This window comes from Enterococcus sp. DIV0774 (assembly GCF_050539095.1).
GTDB lineage: Bacteria > Bacillota > Bacilli > Lactobacillales > Enterococcaceae > Enterococcus > Enterococcus faecalis.
In genome coordinates, this window is the sequence record NZ_CP172923.1 from 362,818 (window position 1) to 380,714 (window position 17,897).

Below are 17,897 nucleotides of genomic sequence, written 5' to 3' on the forward strand. Positions count from 1 at the left end.
AAAGTAAAAAAAATTAAGCAAAGAGTGTTGACAAAAAAAACGAAAAGGAATATGCTACATGTACAAGTTAAATACAAAGCAATGACAGAAAAGCAGTAGAGAAATAACCACTGTTACAGAAAGCTAGTGGCGCTGGAAACTAGTACACGTTATTTATCGAATTACATTCTTGAGCTTCTGCCTACAGGGCACGGGTAACAGCGTTATTTGTTAAGAGGTATATAGTATTTTAAATAAATTAAACTATGTATAAATTTGGGTGGTACCACGAGAAATTCGTCCCTAAGTCGTTTCAACGACTTAGGGATTTTTTGTATTCTTTTTTTGAATACGTGGCAGACCAAAGAAAATTTCGTGAACCCGTGTATACATAGAAATAAACACGGGATATCGTGTAAAAACAAGTGTGTTAATCGTTTATTTCGTTAAATGAACGATTTCCTATAAAGAGATAATTATAAATATGGAGGGTGATAACATGAATATCATTGACGAGCTAGCATGGCGTGATGCAATCAATCAACAAACAAACGAAGAAGGACTAAGAGAACTTACAGAAAATACGAGCATTTCGCTATATTGCGGTGTCGATCCAACTGGAGATAGCATGCATATTGGACATTTAATTCCTTTTATGATGATGAAACGATTCCAATTAGCAGGTCATCACCCATACATTTTAATTGGTGGCGGAACTGGAACAATTGGTGATCCAAGTGGACGAACAACCGAACGTGTCTTACAAACGATGGAAGCTGTGCAACATAATGTGGACAGTCTTTCAAATCAAATGAAAAAATTATTTGGTAAAGATGCTGAGGTAACAATGGTGAACAACTACGATTGGTTATCAGAACTATCTTTATTAGATTTTTTAAGAGATTACGGGAAAAACTTTAATGTCAACACGATGTTGGCAAAAGACATTGTCGCTAGTCGTTTAGAAAGTGGCATTTCCTTTACAGAATTCACATACCAAATTCTTCAATCAATTGACTTTTACACATTGCATAAAAAACATAATATTCAATTGCAAATTGGTGGCGCTGATCAATGGGGCAATATCACTGCAGGATTAGATTTGATTCGTAAAAAAGAAGGACCAGAAGCCAAAGTATTCGGGTTAACTATTCCTTTAATGCTAAAAGCAGATGGTACAAAATTTGGGAAAACAGCGGGTGGCGCTATCTGGTTAGATCCTAAGAAAACCTCACCATTTGAATTCTACCAATTCTGGTTAAACCAAGATGATCGTGATGTCATCAAATACTTGAAATTCTTTACTTTCTTAGATAAAGAAGAAATCGATGCGTTAGCTGAAAAAGTTGAAAAAGAACCAGGTAAACGTGAAGCACAAAGACGCTTAGCTGAAGAAGTGACACGATTTGTTCACGATGATGCAGCATTAGAAGAAGCGCAAAAAATTTCAGAAGCTCTTTTCTCAGGCAATATTAAAGACTTAACGATTGAGGAAATCGAGCAAGGGTTAGAACATGTGCCAACTGTTGAAATTACCAAAGATGCTAAAAACATCGTAGATTGGTTAGTTGACACAGAAATCGAACCATCAAAACGTCAAGCTCGCGAAGATGTGAGCGGAGGAGCTATAAGTATTAACGGTGACCGAGTTACCGATTTAGATTTTGCAGTCGATCCAACACAACATTTCGATGGAAAATTCGTTGTTGTACGGAAAGGGAAGAAAAATTACTTTTTAGCAAAAGTAATGGATTAGAAATTGATAATAATTTCACGAAGAGAAGACGTGTGATTATTTGATCAAAGTTAAAATTCTATTTCTCCTTACAGGTAGTGGTGAAACCGTTAATACACCTAATAAGAGTGGGATTGTACACACAATCCCACTCTTATTTTTTTATATAATGGTTCTGACAAGACACCTTGTGAAAAAATTATAAAATTAAAGAGCTATGATAACCATTGTTATTTTTCTTCTTTACACTTTAGCCGTTTGGGTGTAAGTTGTGAATGCAAAATCTAATTCATTAAAATTTGTAAGGAGGAATTTTCGTATGAAAAACGAAAAATTAGCAAAAGGCGAAATGAACCTTAATGCACTATTCATTGGGGACAAAGCCGAAAACGGACAATTATATAAAGACTTGTTGATCGACTTAGTAGATGAACATTTAGGATGGCGTCAAAACTACATGCCACAAGACATGCCAGTTATCTCTTCTCAAGAACGCACATCTGAAAGCTACGAAAAAACTGTCAACCATATGAAAGATGTATTGAATGAAATCTCTTCTCGCATGCGTACACATTCAGTTCCATGGCATACAGCAGGTAGATATTGGGGACATATGAACTCAGAAACATTAATGCCTTCTCTATTAGCTTACAACTTTGCAATGCTATGGAACGGGAACAACGTTGCCTATGAATCTTCTCCAGCAACTTCTCAAATGGAAGAAGAAGTAGGACATGAATTTGCTCACTTAATGAGCTACAAAAATGGTTGGGGACACATCGTTGCTGATGGTTCTTTAGCTAACTTAGAAGGCTTATGGTATGCCCGTAACATTAAATCATTACCATTTGCTATGAAAGAAGTAAAACCAGAATTAGTTGCTGGCAAATCAGATTGGGAACTATTGAACATGCCAACAAAAGAAATTATGGACTTATTAGAATCAGCTGAAGATGAAATTGATGAAATCAAAGCTCATTCAGCTCGTTCAGGTAAACATTTACAAGCAATCGGTAAATGGTTAGTCCCACAAACTAAACACTATTCTTGGTTAAAAGCTGCTGATATTATCGGTATCGGTTTAGATCAAGTTATCCCAGTACCAGTTGACCATAACTACCGTATGGATATCAACGAATTAGAAAAAATCGTTCGTGGCTTAGCAGAAGAACAAATTCCAGTGCTAGGTGTTGTCGGTGTAGTTGGTTCTACTGAAGAAGGTGCCGTTGACTCAATCGATAAAATTATTGCTTTACGCGATGAATTAATGAAAGACGGTATTTACTATTATGTACACGTGGATGCTGCTTATGGTGGTTATGGACGTGCCATCTTCTTAGACGAAGACAACAACTTCATCCCTTACGAAGATTTACAAGATGTTCATGAAGAATACGGTGTCTTCAAAGAGAAAAAAGAACACATTTCAAGAGAAGTGTATGATGCATATAAAGCAATCGAATTAGCAGAATCAGTAACAATTGACCCTCATAAAATGGGTTATATCCCTTATTCAGCTGGTGGTATCGTTATCCAAGATATACGTATGCGCGACGTTATTTCTTACTTCGCAACTTACGTATTTGAAAAAGGTGCCGATATTCCTGCGTTACTAGGTGCTTATATCCTTGAAGGTTCAAAAGCTGGTGCAACAGCTGCTTCTGTATGGGCTGCACATCACGTTTTACCTTTAAACGTTGCAGGTTATGGTAAATTAATTGGTGCTTCAATTGAAGGATCACATCATTTCTATAACTTCTTGAATGATTTAACATTCAAAGTTGGCGACAAAGAAATCGAAGTCCACACATTAACTCATCCAGACTTCAACATGGTTGACTATGTGTTTAAAGAAAAAGGCAACGATGATTTAGTAGCAATGAACAAATTAAACCATGATGTATATGACTATGCATCATACGTTAAAGGAAATATTTACAACAACGAATTCATTACTTCACATACTGACTTTGCTATTCCAGATTATGGCAACAGCCCATTAAAATTTGTAAACAGCTTAGGATTTAGTGACGAAGAATGGAACCGTGCAGGTAAAGTAACTGTGTTACGTGCTGCTGTAATGACTCCATACATGAACGATAAAGAAGAATTTGATGTTTACGCTCCTAAGATTCAAGCTGCTTTACAAGAAAAATTAGAACAAATTTACGACGTAAAATAATTGAATCTTAAACGGAAAAAAGAAATGGTAACCGAACGAGGGAACGTTCGTCTGGTTGATTTATTTAAGAGATAAATCAACCAGACGGCTAACCTCTTAACCAATTCTTTGTCTGGGTAAGAGGCAGTCGAATGACTGTTTTACTCAGCGTATAACAGTCATTCATGCTCCTTATCCAAAATCTTATAAGGAGTGTACAAAATTGGATAAACAACAAGTTAAAAAAATTGAATTAGGTACTTTTATCGGTTTAACAATGGCATTGTGTGCAACTGTACGTAGTATCCCAACACTTGCTGCTGTTGGTTGGACATTAATTTCTTACACAATTTTCGCGGTCTTATTCTTTGCTGGTCCAATCGCATTGATATCTGGTGAATTATCTACGATGCTTCCTCAAGAAGGTGGCCCTCAACTTTGGGTTAAAACTGCCTTAGGTAGCAAATGGGGTTTTGTTGTCGCTTGGTTACTATGGGTGCAAATGTTCCCAGGAATGGTAATGGTTGCTTCTACATTAGGCCCTTTGCTAGGTAATACATTTGGTAATGTTCATTTAGGTGAAAATCATTGGTTCGTATTAGGTTGTATCTTAGTGATTTACTGGATTATTACAATCTTGAACTTGAAATTTGACATGGCGAAAGTTGGCGGAAATATTGGTGTTTGGCTAGGTGTTTACATCCCAGTATTAGTTATGTTTGTTTTAGGTCTTCTTTCAATGATTAAAGTAGGCTTAACACCTGGCGGCTATTTAGGTGCCTTCTCTTGGTCAAAAGTTTTACCAAACTTAGAAAATATGGACACATTTAAATATCTAGCAGGGATTGCGTTTATCTTTGTTGGGATTGAAATGTCTTCTGTTTATATTCCTCGTTTGAAAGATGCAACAAAAAATTATACAAAAGGCGTTTTCATTTCATTAATTGGTTTAGTTTTATTAAACGTTATTAATGCAATGTTTGTTGCTAATATTGTTCCAAATGGCAAAATGGAATTGTCTAACATTACACAACCAATTTTGCTTTATTGTGACGTTTTAGGTTTACCAACAATTATTGGTAATATCTTTAGTTTCATGGTCTTCTTAGGTGTGTTATTACAATTATCTGCTTGGGTTACTGGACCATCAAAAACAATTATTCAAGTTGCTCGTGATGGCTTATTGCCACCAAAATTTGGTTTCCATCGCGAAAATAAATATGGCGTTTCTCGTAACGTTGTGTTAACACAATCTGTAGTTATCTCATTATTCGCTTTACTTTATGGGGTAATGGATGATGTCAACGCTGTATTCTTAACTTTAACAAATGCAACAACAATTATTTATAGTATTGTGTATGTATTGATTGCGATTTCCCTAATTAAATTACGTAAATCTCAACCAGATACACTACGTCCTTACCGAATTGGTAAAAAAGGTAATGGCTTAGCTTATTTAGTGGCAGCAATGTTAATTTTTAGTGTTATCATTGTTATTTTCGCCACATTAGGTACAACAACCGTGACTGATGCAGTCTTAGTTGCATTAATCACTATTGTTATGTTTGTGATTCCGTTAATCATTAATCGCTTTAAAAAAGCAAGTTGGGCAACGGAAGTAAAAGAAGATTTAGGTGAATAAAAAGGCTAGCAATTATTTTGCTGAGTGCCTCTTCACCTGATGACTATAGTAAATTGTCGTTTGGAAACTGAAGCAAGTTCGATTATTGCTTCAGTTTTCGCTTTCCATAAAAGGAGGTTTTCATATGAAATCAACGAAACCTACTGTTTCGTTCGCTGAAAGTTTAGGCATTTTGATTGCCTTGTTAGCGATTCTCGGGTACTTAATTATTGGTCAAAAATTAACCCCTCACATACCGATTCTTTTTGTATTCATGTTGTTGTTGCTTTATGGCAAATGGAAAGGATTTTCTTGGGATGAGATCCACGAGGGCATTGTGGAAGGGATTAAACCAGGGATTATTCCGATTATTATTTTCTTGTTGATAGGTGTCTTAGTTGCTACTTGGATCTTGTCTGGGACGATTCCAACAATTATGGTCTATGGTTTTAAAATTATCTCAGTGAAGTTCTTCTTACCAACCGTTTTTGTGGTCTGTGCACTAGTTGGTGTGACGGTAGGGAGCTCCTTTACGACTGTTTCAACTATGGGGATTGCCTTTCTAGGTATTGGACATATTCTTGGATTCGACAATGCGATGACAGCTGGTGCAGTTGTTTCAGGTGCCTTTTTGGGGAACAACATTTCACCGTTATCTGATACAACAAACTTAGCTGCTGGAATTGGTGGCGTGAACCTTTTTGAACATATACTAAACATGATGTACACTGTTATTCCGGCGTTTATTATTTCGATTGTCGGCTATATCTTCTTGGGACATCAATCTGGTTCGGCGGATTTACAATCGGTTGATGCAATGGTCCAAACGTTACATCAAGGATTCTGGATTTCACCGATTACATTGTTGCCAGTAGCGGTTTTATTCTTATTCGCTTGGAAAAAGGTACCGGCTATTCCAACGTTACTAGTCGGCTCTACAGTGGCGGTCATCTTAGCTTTTATAAATGATCATCACCTAAGTTTAGCGAAAGTTTCTACCATCTTAATGAGTGGTTATGTGGCAGATACAGGGGATCAAAGTATTGATACACTTTTATCTCGTGGTGGGATTGAAAGCATGTTAGGTTCTGCTGCGTTGATTATTTTGGCATTAGGTTTAGGCGGCTTGTTGATTAAGTTTAACATCGTGGCTACTTTAATTGATAAAATTAAAGGCTATGTGAATAATCCAGCCAAATTAATCGCTTTAACTGCCTTAAGTTCTGTGGGAATTAACTTACTAGTTGGCGAACAATATTTGTCAATTATTTTACCAGGGGAAACATTTAAATCCTCATTTACTCGTTTAGGTATTGATAAAAAATATTTAACTCGTACTTTGGCAGATGCTGGGGCGGCAGTCAACTCGTTAATTCCTTGGGGAGTTAGTGGTACCTTCATTATGGGAACGTTAAAAGTTGGTGCACTAGAATACTTACCGTATGCCTTTTTCCCATTGCTTTGCCCTATTATTACCGTCATTCTGGGGATATTCTTAAAAAAACAACAAGGGGAAAACAAAAAAGCACCAGGGACTAACGTTGAATTGTGAGTTTTTTCAGATAATTAAACAATTGGTTACGATTGAACCTCAGTGTCTCTACTGATTGGTTCAATCGTTTTTTCGTCACAGATTTTTTACAATTCTTCATATAATCTTTGAAGCTCCTTAAAGGCAATTTAATTATTCTAAGTTATGATACAAAGGATCAATCAAATAGGTGGATGAACGTGGTGTTAAACTCATAGAGACTAACAGTAGTTTATTCTTGCTCAATGTTGAGGTGTAGGTTCGAATCCTACCGTCCACTTTCTGTTATTTAAACCAACTAGAACGAAACACAAACAAGTGACGGATACACATGATTAAGGTACAATAGGGGTAGGGAAAACAAGGAGGAATTCTTATGAAAAAGATAGGGCTTATTTCTAGTGCTTTTCTTTTAACCCTTGCTTTAGCAGCATGCGGCGGCGGAAAAAGTACAGAAAATACGGATAGTCGTTCCAGTGCTGCGGAAAGTACCACAGTCGAGAGTACAAAAGCATCTGCTGCAAAAGAATCAAGTAGCAAAGCAGCAACGAAATCTAGTGATGCGAAACCGTCAGGAACAACGACAGCTGATTCGAAAGCAACAGCTTCTTCTACGAAGGAAGCGACAAATAATGGATCAGCAGAAAAACAATCACCAGCGAAAAATGCGAATCCAGATGACCAAGCCAAGCAAGTGCTTAACCAGCTAGCAAACATGTTTCCTGGTCAAGGCTTACCGCAGGCAATTTTAACGAGTCAAACGAATAACTTTTTAACTGCAGCGACAACATCACAAGCAGATCAAAACAATTTCCGTGTTTTATATTATGCAGAAAAAGAAGCGATTCCAGTGAATGATGCACGTGTTAATCAGTTAACGCCAATTAGTTCTTTTGAGAAAAAAACATATGGCTCTGATGCCGAAGCAAAAAATGCAGTGAACCAAATCATTGACAATGGCGGTCAACCAGTAGATTTAGGTTACAATATCACTGGTTATAAACAAGGGGCGGCAGGTTCTAGTTACTTATCTTGGCAAGAAGGCAATTGGAGTTTAGTCGTACGGGCCTCAAATATCAATGGTGAATCGCCTGATGATTTAGCGAAAAATGTTGTCAACATTTTGGAACAAGAAACGTTGCCAGCACCGAATACCGTTGGTCAAATCACACTGAACGTGGCAGGAACCACTGACTATAATCGAAACTCAGTAGTTTGGCAAGCCGGTACAGTCGTTTACTCTGTCCATCATTTTGACCCAATTCAAGCAGTGAAGATGGCAACATCGATGTAATTAATAAAAAGAAAGCGTGCGACAATGCCCATTGTCGCACGCTTTCTTTTATTATTTTTGTTCTGTATAACCTTGTGACTCCACCAATTCTTGGCTTTTCTTCATGCTGATTCCCTTAGAAGAATCTCCATCAATCTGGATACCATCTACTTTTTTGGCTTTATCATAATCAAGTTTTTCATAATTAATCGTCAATTTTTCGATGGCTTGTTTGTCCTCATAGGTCAGTTTGTAATCAAGCCCTTTGATGTCCTCATATTGTTTAGAAACGGGTTCCAACGCTGTTTTTGCCTCTTCTTTTGTAATCCCCAATTTGTCATAAGAAACAATGTTTTTAGCCGTTTGCGTTAAGACTTTATCTCCTTGGTACGTATAGGTTAAGGTGGAATCAATCCCATCTTGTGGCGAACCTACAAAGGTTTTTGTCTCTATTTTTGAACCGCAACTTGCAAGAAAAAATACCCCAATAAAAATTAAAAATACGCGTAAAAACTTTTTCATTTCTAGATAACCTCCTTTAGCTGTTTATTCTTGACTGTAACATAACACGGCAAATAATTACTGTTAAGTAGAAAGCTTGTGAGAAGTCCAGCAAATAAAAAACTTGCCTCTTCTCATAAAAATGAAGAGGCAAGTTTTTTATTTAGTAATATCACTTAAATCTGGTTGTGAGTGAGCTAACCGACTGGCTGCCGCAGCCGCAATTGCGCCCACGATATCATCCAAGAATGTGTGGACATGTTCGCCATCATGCGCATTTAACTCTTTTAAAATGCCTGGTTTTACCTTGTCGATATACCCATAGTTCGTAAAACCGATAGATCCATAAACATTTACAATGGAGAGCGCCATAATTTCATCAATGCCATAAAGCCCTTCATCTTCCGTTAAAATTTCTTGTAACGGTGAGAGTAGCTTGTTTTCTTCTGCCAGAATATCCAGTTGGACACCTGTAATAATCGCGTTGTGTACTTCACGCTTTGTTAACACTGCATCAATACTTTCTAAACAAGTATCTAATGTTAAATTATCAATATAATCTTTTTGTAAAAATAACACAAGTTCAGCTAAATCATTCATTGTTACGCCACGTTCTTGCAATAAACGACGTGCGCTATTTTCTAACGTATCTCCTTGGATTACCATTTTTTGTCCTCCTAATTTCTGCTTTAGTTGAAGTTCTTCTTTCATGGTACCAAAAAGAACGATAAAGGGGAATTAGAATCTATTTTGGTAGAGAATAATTTAGTTGAAGTATTATTTTTAGTTAAAAATTACTAAGCGTTCGGTTGTAACGATGCCATCACTTGTTTTAATTGTGTCACTGATTTTTGGAAGAGTTCTTTTTCAGCGGCATTCAGATTCAATTCAATAATGTCAGTCACACCTTGATTGCCAACGACTGCAGGAATCCCTGTAAATACATCTTGTTGCCCATATTGCCCATCTAAGTAAGCTGAGACAGGTAAAATAGCTTGTTCATTATTTAAAATGGCTTTAACAATGCGTGCAGTACTCATACCAATCCCATAATAGGTCGCTTGTTTGCGATCGATAATTTCATAAGCTGTATTTTTCACTTTATCAGAAATGATTGGTAAATCATCACTAGTTAAGCGCTCTGTCGTATCCACAATTTCTAAAATAGGTTTTGTTCCAATCATGGTATGAGACCAGACAGCCACTTCAGAATCCCCGTGTTCGCCAATAATATAGCCGTGAACATTGCGTGGATCAATCGCTAAACGTTGAGACAGTTCTTTGCGGAAACGAGTTGTGTCTAAAGTTGTACCAGTTCCAATTACTCTTGAAACAGGTAAAGCAGAAGCTTGCCAAGCCACATAAGTCAGTACATCGACAGGATTTGAGGCAATCACTAAAATTCCATCAAAACCAGATTTCATGATATTGTTAACAATTGTTTTCATAATTTCTGCATTGATTGAAACCAAATCTAGACGACTTTGCCCAGGTTTTTGATTAGCGCCAGCTGTAATCACGACGATATCGGCATCTTGGCAGTCTTGATAGTCGCCAGCCCAGACGTTTACATTTTCTTGACCCCAAGACACACCATCTAATAAGTCAATTGCTTCGCCTTCAGATTTGGCTTTGTCAATATCAACTAAGATTAATTCATTCGCAATCCCTTGGTTGATCATGGAATAGGCAATACTTGTGCCAACAAAACCAGTACCAATAATTGCGACTTTTTTGTTAAATACTTTCATCGTTCATCTCTTCTTTCTGTAATATTTCTTTCTTAGTGAATTATATCACGAACTTTTTAGGTGTGGTTATACCAATCTGTAATAGTCTTTATTAACAATTTAAATAAGGGAAGCGTGCTTTTTTTGTTATGATAAGAGTAGGAAAATAGAGGAGATAAGGAGGCAAAATGACAACGACAACAGTATATTATGCAAGCAATAATGAAAAACAGCCGAACTGTTTTCAACTAGTTATCGGTAGCTGTAGCTATGAACTTCCAAAAATAGAAATCTACGAAATCCTGGAATGTGTCGCTTCAGCATATGGCTATCAAAAAGAACCATTCATTGAAGAACAAACAGAATGTTTTGTTAAAGGCAACCGTTGTATACATGTTTCCCAACAAGCGACGACGTTGACTTTTGTTGTGAATGATCTGCGTTTAGTAATGGAAAAACAATGCCGGAATCACGAAGAAGTCTTTCAAGAAGTCAATCATATTTTATTGAATATTTTTGAGGAGACCCCTTGTGTTTTTCTCGAAAAGTAGGAAAGAAGGATTAAGATGAAACAGGTGAAAATAACAACTACCTCAGATTTGATTAATGGCGGCTGCAATGCCTGTCCGAATGTGAAGTGTACGAATTATCTTGTTCATGTAGAAGATGAAACAATTGCGTTAGAAACACTAACCGTTGCAGATTTAGTAACTTTATTAGCACTCAAAGAAGGGTTTCGTCAAAAATTAGTTATGGAAATGTTCGAAGAATATACGGTGTTTGAAAGGGAAACTCATCAAGTTGTATTCAAGGAAGAGGAAACGAGAATTCTTTTTCAATCAAAAAAACAGACCATTCAAAGCACTCTTTTGTCTAAAGAGCCACAACAAGTGTTCCAAGAAACCCAGCAAATTTTACACCAACTATTTGAGTTAGAACCTTTTGAATTTGAATTGGTAGAGGAAACTGATGAATAAAAAACAGGAAAACGATTTAGCGAAAGCTAAGTCGTTCTCCTGTTTTTTAGGTTTGTCGTTCACGAATTTTTTCAACGATTCGGTTATAAACTTCAGAGAAGGAAGTATTGGCATGGTGATCGGTCTGGACAATGAAAATTTTTCGAGAAGCAAAGGACTGATCAATTGGTTGCCAAGGGATCTCATCGGAAATAGATAATCGAGAAACAATTGATTGCCCAATGTTATTTTTTAGCAATTGTAACAGGACTTCGTTGTTGTTTAATTCGATAATTGGTAAGTTGATGCTGTGTTCGTTGAGATAAAGCTCATTGAAAAAACGTAAGCCAGAGTTCTTTTCTCTTAAGAGCCAAAATTTTGAAGCGGCATCTCCTGCTAGAACTAGTTGATCTTCATAAACAATTTCTTTGTGTAGATTTTTGGTTTCAATGGGTTTTTCAATTAGTCCAATGTGGGCATGATTATTTTGAACCATATCCACGACTTCGTTTGAATTCATCAGTTGAATCGAAAAGTTGATGAGTGGAAAAGCGGTAACCAAACTCTCCATAATATCTGGCAATAAATAAATAGCAACTGTATTTGAAGAGGCTATAATGCAGTCTTCTTTAAAATTCTCTTTTTCTGCAGCTTGCGCAAAAGAAGTAGTTAAGCTTTCAATAATCGAGAGCATTTTTGGATATAAAAAATCAGCTTCTTTGGTAGGAATAACCGATTGTTTTCCATTACGATAGAACAGCTTGATCGAAAAGTGTTGCTCTAATTTCTTGATTTGCAAAGAAACAGTTGGCTGAGAAATATACAATTGTTTGGCCGCCGCACTAAAATTTTTGGTTTCATACACAGCAATAAATGTTTTGATCCATTCGAACATAAAATCGCCTCTTTCTATTTACTATCTTAATAGTTGGTATTGCAAATATTTATTTTACAAATATAAATATTTCATTTAGTATAATAACATACTTTTGATTAATATCAATAATAATAAATAAAGACGGAGTGTGACTACATAATGGTAGAAAGTGCGAAAAAATTCTTGCGGAAAGTCCCGATTCCCATTTGCGGACTAATTTTAGGGATGGTTTCTTTGGGGAATTTACTTTATTCCTTGGGATATGCAACAATTGGGACCATTTATTGTGTACTTGGCAGTCTCTTAATGATTTTAGTTATTTTAAAAATTATTTTTACAATGAAACATGCATTAAGCACCTTAGATGATCCAATTATTGCTTCGGTATCACCAACATTTACAATGGCTTTAATGGTTATCTGTGTTTTCTTAGATCGGATATTTACCAATGCTGCTTGGATTAATGTGTTGTGGATTGGCGCAGTGATTTTACATTTTATTTTAATGATTTATTTTGTAGCGGTGCATATTTTTCCAACAAAAATCGAACTGGAACATATTTATCCAAGCTGGTTTATTACGTTTGTCGGCATTGGCGTTATTCCTAATACTTCTCAATTGTTTATCAATGAGTTGGGAAAAATTGTTTTTTGGGTAGCGTTGTTCTTTTATTTACTCTTGTTACCAATTTTAATCAAGAGAATTACGAAGTCGAAAGAAATGCCTGAATCGACCATTCCTTTATTGACGATTATGACAGCGCCAGGTTCGTTATGTTTAGCTGGCTATATTTCAATGGGTGGTCATTTGTATATGCCATTAGTTGTTTTCTTGCTAATTTTATCTCAATGTATTTATGGGATTGTAGTAGTAAATCTATATAAAATTATGCAAGTGACATTCTATCCAAGTTATGCTGCCTTTACATTCCCATTAGTGATTTCTGCGACAGCATTAGTCAAAGTTAAACCTTTATTTGCAGAAAAGGTAGGCCTAACGAGTCTGCTAAATATTTTGTCTACTTTTGAACTTTTATTAGCTGTGGCTATTGTAAGTTATGTGTTCATTCGATATTGCATTTTTTTATTCCAAAGAGAAAATAACACGAAAAAAGTGGAATTAAATTAAAAAAGAGAGGAAGCAAAGAGGTGAAGAAACTATTAATTACTGGAGGAGCTGGCTTTATTGGTTCTAATTTGGCTAATTTTTATAGTCAACAGTATCAAGTTTTTGTGATTGATGATTTGTCCATGGGGCGAGTGTCAAATTTGCAACAAACTGAGCAGTTGGTTTTTATTAAAGGAAGTGTGACGGATCAGCAATTATTGGACGAAGTACTTTCAAAGCATTCGTTTGAGTATATCTTTCATCTTGCGGCCGTGGCAAGCGTGGCAAGTTCTGTGGCACAGCCTCTAGAGACCCACGAGGTCAATTTTTTAAGTGTATTGAAAATATTGGAATCAATAAAAAAATATCAAAAAGAGCTCAAACGTTTTGTTTTTGCTTCGTCGGCAGCCGTTTACGGTGTAGAGCCAACGTTGCCTAAAAGAGAAACTTCGGTGATTTGCCCTTTGAGTCCCTATGCTATTGATAAGTTTGCTGCTGAACGTTATGTTCTCAATGAATACCATTTACACGGGGTACCCACGAGCGCAGTTCGCTTCTTTAACGTCTATGGTCCCAATCAAAATCCTGCTTCACCCTATTCTGGTGTCCTGTCCATTTTGATGGATTGTTATATCCAATTAGAGCAAGGGCAAGCGAGCCAATTTCAAATATTTGGAGATGGTCAGCAAACACGTGACTTTATCTACATTGAGGATGTCCTAACTGCATTAAATTTAGTAGCAACCAAAAGTGAAGCGTTGGGACATGTTTATAATGTGGGTACCGAAGTTGCCATTTCCCTTAATCAATTAATTGAAGAAATGAACCAATTAGTGGGACTTTCTTTGCCAGTTTCTTATCAAAAGGAACGAGATGGCGATATAAAATATTCTCTTTCAGATAGTTCTGCTTTGAAAGGCTTAGGTTTTTCACCCGTTTATTCAATTCAAGAAGGACTTCAAAAATATCTTAAGTTTACCCATAATACCCAAAATAGATAAAAAAGAGCCTGGGACAAAAATCACTTTGGATTTTTGTCCCAGGCTTAAAAATTGATAAACGGCGGGAACAGAAGCAACTCCTTCGGAAATAAGCCGAAATTCTCCAAAAATTATAGAACAATTTTCGGAAATTCCTTCTTATTTCTCGGAGTTAAACACTTCTGTCCCGACCTCTTTTTTGTGCAAATGTTTCGCCCCAATGGCAAAGTGAAGAGAGGGCATCGTAAAGAGCATATCCTTCCGAAGTGAGCGTATATTCCACACGCGGGGGCAGTTCGTTAAAGGATTCTCGATGGACTAGGCCATCTTTTTCCATTTCTCTCAAGCGATCTGTCAGGACGCGTTGAGTGATTCCGTCGAGCGCACGCATCAATTCACCGTTGCGCTTGGTTCCTTGGAATAATTCATCCATTAATGATAATTTCCATTTGCCGTTAATGGTGGAAAGGGCTAAGTTGATACTGGTTTGTTTATCAGTTGTCATAGTTTCTCCTTGTGACACGTAATGGTTACTTTTTTCTTCCTAGGTGAATAAAAAGTGCGTACTTTTTTTCTCCATCATAGTGAGTAATAATAACTATGTCAAGTAAGGTAAGAGGAAGGAAGAAGAAATATGATGTATCAAGATGTTGTTCGCAGCCGCCGTTCAGTTCGGGATTTTATGCCAGATGTTGAGATTCCTAAAGAGGAATTAATGGCCATAATTGAGGAAGCGATGTTCGCGCCAAATAGTACCAATTTAAATTCATGGCGTTTTTTAATTGTCACAGAAAAAGAACAAAAAGAAGCCCTTTACGAAGTTTCGATGCAACAACCAGCAGTTAAAGGGGCAGCGGCGGTGATTATTTTATTAGGTGATTTGACTGCTTATACAGTGGCCAATGCAGATGAAATCAGTGCTAAAGCTGTCGCACAAGGAACGATGACGGAAGAAATTCGTCAAGGAATTAATGAAAATGTTTCTTGGTACTATGATGTTAGCGAAGAACAAAAAAGAGAGTGGCTAATGTTAGACCAAGGCTTAGTTGCGATGCAGCTGATGCTTTCTGCAAAAGATCGAGGCTATGATACTGTGGCGATGTCTGGTTTTGAAACAGAAGCGGTTCGCAAGTTATTTAATATTGAGGATCATTTAGTGAACGGACTGATTATTCCGATTGGCAAAGCTCAAACACCCGGCTTTGAAACAGTCCGACGAGATGTTTCAGAAGTAGTAACTTGGTTAGACTAAAAAGCTAAACAGTTCTGTAATTGCTGTTTATTAGATTTTGAGCGTGGAACAAACATCCAAAGTGATTGTTGTCCCACGTTCGTTTTTTTGTTAATCATCCGCTTTTGAGAATGGCCAGAGAAGACGTTTAGTGAACCAATTTTGAAAGAAAGTGATACACTAGAAGAAAAAGAAGTGGGGCGACCTTATGCGTTATGTCATAATGCAGTCACGAGATATTCGTGAAAATTTAGCAACGGAAGATTATCTATTAAACACTCTCTCTTTTGAAGAGCCCTTAGTGTTGTTCTATATTCAGGAACCCTGTGTTATTTTAGGCCGAAATCAAAATGCTTATGAAGAAATTGACTTAGCTTATGCTAGAGAGAAGGGAATCGTTATTACTCGCCGTTTATCGGGCGGTGGTGCTGTTTATGATGATCTCGGGAATGTCAGCTTTAGTTTTGTTGTTCAGGAAGGACATCAAGCTTTTGGGGATTTTAAAGCGTTCACTAAACCCATTATTGAAGCATTACATAAAATGGGCGCAACGGGGGCCGAGATTAGCGGTCGCAATGATTTATTAATTGATGGGAAAAAATTTTCTGGCAATGCCATGTATACAAAAAAGGGGAAGATGTATACTCATGGTACCTTGATGTATGATGTTGATTTGGCAGAAGTTCAACGTGTCTTAACTGTTTCTAAGAAAAAAATTGAATCAAAAGGGACAAAATCTGTTCGGGGACGCGTAACCAATTTACGGCCGTACTTAGACGAAAAATATCAACAATTAACCATTGAGGAATTTCGCAATCGTTTACTGATGGAGCTCTTTGATGTCGAATCTCTAACTGAAATTGCTGAGAAAGAATATGTCCTAACCAAAGCAGATCAACAGGAAATTAGGAAATTGGTCGCTGAAGTGTATGGCAATGAAGCTTGGATTTTTGGTGAAGCGCCTAAATTTACGATCAAAAAAGAAGAAAAGTTTAAAGGCGGCATCGTGGATGCACGTTTGACTGTTGAAAAAGGTAAAATAATTGAGTTAACGATTTATGGTGATTACTTTGCCAAAAAAGAAACAGCGGAAATCGTTGCAGCTTTATTAGGTGTGGACTATCAGTATTCATCAATTTGGCAAGCATTAGCAGCGTTTAACTTTGAAGACTACTTTGTAAATATCACCAAAGAAGAATTTGTTCATTTATTGGTGGATTAATAAACGTGCTGGGACAAAAGTTAAAGAATCTTTTGTCCCAGCACGTTTATTTAATGATAGTTGGCTCTTGCTAGAAAAATTTCCCATGAACGTCCCAATTGCCAGTATCTTTGGCTTTTTTCAATGTTTGCATTCGACGAAAGCCAACAGGATGATCGGATAAGAAGTTACTCAATTTAAGCCAGATGGTATCATCATGTAAATCAATACTGTGAAAGTATTCTTCTAAATCCACACGACTGCCCATGTATTTTCCTGAAAATAAATAAATCATGCTTAAAGCACCTTCTTCGGCGTAGTATAAACCTGCGCGATCAGCGGTATATTCTTGCGTTCTTGTAAAACTTTTATCTAACGCAACTGGTTTCAAAATAATGGATAACATTAGCCGCCATAAATTAGTGTGTCCACATTTATGGTGTCCTAGCTCGTGTGCCAAAATAAAGCGAATCAGCGAAAAATCGCCTGTATTGTACGCGATATCCAACAAATCACTGTGAATGACAACATAGCGTCTGTGTAAAGAGCATTTTGCCGCAAAAGCGTTTAAGACACCATTCCCGTTGATTAAATAAAGACGTGGCATCCTTAATTTTTTAGTGCCAAAGCCCATTTCTTTTGCTAAATCAATATACAAGGAATAAATTTCTGGTAATTGATTTTCTGTAATTTCCACTCCGTTAGAAGCAGTGTCCATGTACATATAACGAATGGTAAAAAAAGCAATGACTGGCGCAATTGGTGCAATTAAGACAATTAATAACCAGTCAGGAATCGGCAAATCACTCAATATTAATAAGGCAACTAACCCCAATGCGAAAAACAATAAAACAAAACCAATGATAATCATTGGTACTTCAAAACGATAACGTAACTTAGCAACAGAAATTTCTTTCTTTTTTTCCTGCGGTTGACACATAAACATTCCTCCCCAAACATTTCCCAAACACTTTTTCAAATAAAATGACTTACCTGTTACTTCTAATATACCAT

Annotated in this window: 17 protein-coding genes and 1 other annotated feature; of the genes, 11 read left to right on the forward strand and 6 right to left on the reverse strand. The window is 36.7% G+C overall.

Annotation, left to right across the window (positions count from 1 at the left end):
* Nucleotides 1-72 precede the first annotated feature (72 nt).
* Nucleotides 73-287, forward strand: a binding site (T-box leader).
* A gap of 191 nt (nucleotides 288-478) precedes the next feature.
* The 5 genes from tyrS to IGL86_RS01890 all read left to right on the forward strand — a co-directional run bounded on the left by tyrS (nucleotide 479) and on the right by IGL86_RS01890 (nucleotide 8,321).
* On the forward strand, nucleotides 479-1,735 hold the full coding sequence (tyrS, locus tag IGL86_RS01870; RefSeq protein WP_002355444.1) for a tyrosine--tRNA ligase: 1,257 nt from the start codon (nucleotides 479-481) through the stop codon (nucleotides 1,733-1,735).
* A gap of 298 nt (nucleotides 1,736-2,033) precedes the next feature.
* Nucleotides 2,034-3,896 carry a tyrosine decarboxylase gene (gene tdc, locus IGL86_RS01875; protein WP_002355450.1) on the forward strand — a complete coding sequence of 621 codons (1,863 nt, stop codon included), beginning with the start codon at nucleotides 2,034-2,036 and terminating at the stop codon, nucleotides 3,894-3,896.
* A gap of 202 nt (nucleotides 3,897-4,098) precedes the next feature.
* Entirely contained in the window at nucleotides 4,099-5,517 is a 1,419-nt protein-coding gene (gene tyrP, locus IGL86_RS01880) for a tyrosine-tyramine antiporter (protein ID WP_002355453.1), read from the forward strand.
* Between the two features lie 124 nt (nucleotides 5,518-5,641).
* Nucleotides 5,642-7,048 (forward strand): Na+/H+ antiporter NhaC, encoded by a 1,407-nt coding sequence (nhaC, locus tag IGL86_RS01885; protein ID WP_002363118.1) that lies wholly within the window; start codon nucleotides 5,642-5,644, stop codon nucleotides 7,046-7,048.
* 355 nt (nucleotides 7,049-7,403) lie between these two features.
* On the forward strand, nucleotides 7,404-8,321 hold the full coding sequence (locus IGL86_RS01890; protein WP_002355455.1) for a hypothetical protein: 918 nt from the start codon (nucleotides 7,404-7,406) through the stop codon (nucleotides 8,319-8,321).
* A 51-nt stretch (nucleotides 8,322-8,372) separates the two neighbouring features.
* Here IGL86_RS01890 and IGL86_RS01895 read toward each other — a convergent pair whose 3' ends face one another.
* The 3 genes from IGL86_RS01895 to IGL86_RS01905 form a co-directional block, all read right to left on the reverse strand.
* A complete protein-coding gene (locus IGL86_RS01895; protein ID WP_002355456.1) occupies nucleotides 8,373-8,822 on the reverse strand; it encodes a YehR family lipoprotein in 450 nt (149 codons plus the stop codon).
* 138 nt (nucleotides 8,823-8,960) lie between these two features.
* Nucleotides 8,961-9,467: a phosphatidylglycerophosphatase A family protein gene (locus IGL86_RS01900; RefSeq protein ID WP_010710809.1), complete on the reverse strand. Its 507-nt coding sequence runs from the start codon at nucleotides 9,465-9,467 to the stop codon at nucleotides 8,961-8,963.
* 131 nt (nucleotides 9,468-9,598) lie between these two features.
* A complete protein-coding gene (locus IGL86_RS01905; RefSeq protein WP_033625555.1) occupies nucleotides 9,599-10,552 on the reverse strand; it encodes an L-lactate dehydrogenase in 954 nt (317 codons plus the stop codon).
* A gap of 167 nt (nucleotides 10,553-10,719) precedes the next feature.
* On the opposite strand from IGL86_RS01905, the gene IGL86_RS01910 reads away from it, so the two are divergent.
* Both IGL86_RS01910 and IGL86_RS01915 read left to right on the forward strand, forming a co-directional pair.
* Complete coding sequence (locus tag IGL86_RS01910) at nucleotides 10,720-11,082, forward strand: DUF4809 family protein (RefSeq protein ID WP_002361220.1); 363 nt, start codon at nucleotides 10,720-10,722, stop codon at nucleotides 11,080-11,082.
* A gap of 15 nt (nucleotides 11,083-11,097) precedes the next feature.
* Entirely contained in the window at nucleotides 11,098-11,508 is a 411-nt protein-coding gene (locus IGL86_RS01915) for a DUF4809 family protein (protein WP_010828524.1), read from the forward strand.
* A 46-nt stretch (nucleotides 11,509-11,554) separates the two neighbouring features.
* Here IGL86_RS01915 and IGL86_RS01920 read toward each other — a convergent pair whose 3' ends face one another.
* Nucleotides 11,555-12,382 carry a LysR family transcriptional regulator gene (locus IGL86_RS01920; RefSeq protein WP_002358639.1) on the reverse strand — a complete coding sequence of 276 codons (828 nt, stop codon included), beginning with the start codon at nucleotides 12,380-12,382 and terminating at the stop codon, nucleotides 11,555-11,557.
* A gap of 141 nt (nucleotides 12,383-12,523) precedes the next feature.
* On the opposite strand from IGL86_RS01920, the gene IGL86_RS01925 reads away from it, so the two are divergent.
* Both IGL86_RS01925 and IGL86_RS01930 read left to right on the forward strand, forming a co-directional pair.
* On the forward strand, nucleotides 12,524-13,492 hold the full coding sequence (locus IGL86_RS01925; RefSeq protein WP_002355462.1) for a TDT family transporter: 969 nt from the start codon (nucleotides 12,524-12,526) through the stop codon (nucleotides 13,490-13,492).
* 20 nt (nucleotides 13,493-13,512) lie between these two features.
* Nucleotides 13,513-14,472 (forward strand): GDP-mannose 4,6-dehydratase, encoded by a 960-nt coding sequence (locus IGL86_RS01930; protein ID WP_033625554.1) that lies wholly within the window; start codon nucleotides 13,513-13,515, stop codon nucleotides 14,470-14,472.
* A 151-nt stretch (nucleotides 14,473-14,623) separates the two neighbouring features.
* Here the strand turns inward: IGL86_RS01930 and IGL86_RS01935 are convergent, their stop codons facing one another.
* Nucleotides 14,624-14,974, reverse strand: coding sequence for a winged helix-turn-helix transcriptional regulator (locus IGL86_RS01935; protein ID WP_002415976.1), 351 nt, complete (start codon nucleotides 14,972-14,974; stop codon nucleotides 14,624-14,626).
* Between the two features lie 111 nt (nucleotides 14,975-15,085).
* Here IGL86_RS01935 and IGL86_RS01940 point away from each other — a divergent pair, with 111 nt between their 5' ends.
* A complete protein-coding gene (locus tag IGL86_RS01940; RefSeq protein WP_002355466.1) occupies nucleotides 15,086-15,703 on the forward strand; it encodes a nitroreductase family protein in 618 nt (205 codons plus the stop codon).
* A 187-nt stretch (nucleotides 15,704-15,890) separates the two neighbouring features.
* Entirely contained in the window at nucleotides 15,891-16,904 is a 1,014-nt protein-coding gene (locus IGL86_RS01945) for a lipoate--protein ligase (RefSeq protein WP_002389569.1), read from the forward strand.
* Nucleotides 16,905-16,974: 70 nt separating this feature from the next.
* Here IGL86_RS01945 and IGL86_RS01950 read toward each other — a convergent pair whose 3' ends face one another.
* Nucleotides 16,975-17,829 (reverse strand): M48 family metallopeptidase, encoded by an 855-nt coding sequence (locus tag IGL86_RS01950; protein WP_002382951.1) that lies wholly within the window; start codon nucleotides 17,827-17,829, stop codon nucleotides 16,975-16,977.
* Between the last annotated feature and the right edge of the window lie 68 nt (nucleotides 17,830-17,897).

What these genes read in the sequence shown, in the direction of transcription:
- tyrS (WP_002355444.1), top strand. Translation starts at nt 479, where the DNA reads ATGAATATCATTGACGAGCTAGCATGGCGTGATGCAATCAATCAACAA.
- tdc (WP_002355450.1), top strand. Translation starts at nt 2,034, where the DNA reads ATGAAAAACGAAAAATTAGCAAAAGGCGAAATGAACCTTAATGCACTA.
- nhaC (WP_002363118.1), top strand. Translation starts at nt 5,642, where the DNA reads ATGAAATCAACGAAACCTACTGTTTCGTTCGCTGAAAGTTTAGGCATT.
- IGL86_RS01890 (WP_002355455.1), top strand. Translation starts at nt 7,404, where the DNA reads ATGAAAAAGATAGGGCTTATTTCTAGTGCTTTTCTTTTAACCCTTGCT.
- IGL86_RS01895 (WP_002355456.1), bottom strand. Translation starts at nt 8,822, where the DNA reads ATGAAAAAGTTTTTACGCGTATTTTTAATTTTTATTGGGGTATTTTTT.
- IGL86_RS01900 (WP_010710809.1), bottom strand. Translation starts at nt 9,467, where the DNA reads ATGGTAATCCAAGGAGATACGTTAGAAAATAGCGCACGTCGTTTATTG.
- IGL86_RS01905 (WP_033625555.1), bottom strand. Translation starts at nt 10,552, where the DNA reads ATGAAAGTATTTAACAAAAAAGTCGCAATTATTGGTACTGGTTTTGTT.
- IGL86_RS01910 (WP_002361220.1), top strand. Translation starts at nt 10,720, where the DNA reads ATGACAACGACAACAGTATATTATGCAAGCAATAATGAAAAACAGCCG.
- IGL86_RS01915 (WP_010828524.1), top strand. Translation starts at nt 11,098, where the DNA reads ATGAAACAGGTGAAAATAACAACTACCTCAGATTTGATTAATGGCGGC.
- IGL86_RS01920 (WP_002358639.1), bottom strand. Translation starts at nt 12,382, where the DNA reads ATGTTCGAATGGATCAAAACATTTATTGCTGTGTATGAAACCAAAAAT.
- IGL86_RS01925 (WP_002355462.1), top strand. Translation starts at nt 12,524, where the DNA reads ATGGTAGAAAGTGCGAAAAAATTCTTGCGGAAAGTCCCGATTCCCATT.
- IGL86_RS01940 (WP_002355466.1), top strand. Translation starts at nt 15,086, where the DNA reads ATGATGTATCAAGATGTTGTTCGCAGCCGCCGTTCAGTTCGGGATTTT.
- IGL86_RS01945 (WP_002389569.1), top strand. Translation starts at nt 15,891, where the DNA reads ATGCGTTATGTCATAATGCAGTCACGAGATATTCGTGAAAATTTAGCA.
- IGL86_RS01950 (WP_002382951.1), bottom strand. Translation starts at nt 17,829, where the DNA reads ATGTTTATGTGTCAACCGCAGGAAAAAAAGAAAGAAATTTCTGTTGCT.